The sequence below is a fragment of the Rhizobium sp. 18055 genome (assembly GCF_902706285.1).
Classification (GTDB): Bacteria; Pseudomonadota; Alphaproteobacteria; order Rhizobiales; family Rhizobiaceae; genus Rhizobium.
Genome location: NZ_CACSKD010000350.1, coordinates 1 through 422, shown reverse-complemented (window position 1 = coordinate 422; position 422 = coordinate 1). Strand labels below are relative to the sequence as shown.

Below are 422 nucleotides of genomic sequence, written 5' to 3'. Positions count from 1 at the left end.
CTCTTGGCCTTGACGAAGCCGGCGTCCAGCATCGCGAACGCGTGGTACACGGCGCCCGTGTACATGTCGTCGTTGAACTTCTTCTTGTAGTCGGTCACCACGCGGCCGATGTCGCCGGGCAGGTTCAGGTGGTTGTACGAGACCATGTACACGCGCCCCGCGGCGGCCGCGCCCATGGCGGTGGGCGAGCCGGTCACGCCGCCGTAGTAGGTGTAGAAATTGACGTTGTTCAGCCCCGCGTCGTTGGCCGCCTTGATCAGCAGGGCGAGGTCGGAGCCCCAGTTGCCGGTGATCACGGTGTCGGCGCCGGACTGCTTGATCTTCGCGATGTAGGGCGCGAAGTCGCGCACCTGGGCGAGCGGATGCAGGTCGTCGCCCACGATCTGCACGTCGGGCCGCTTGCGCGCGAGGTTTTCCTTGGC

Annotated in this window: 1 protein-coding gene; it reads right to left on the bottom strand. The window is 66.1% G+C overall.

The features are described from left to right. Window positions 1-422: ABC transporter substrate-binding protein (locus tag GVL52_RS32315; RefSeq protein WP_160012764.1), on the bottom strand; the 422-nt coding region annotated here is incomplete at both ends.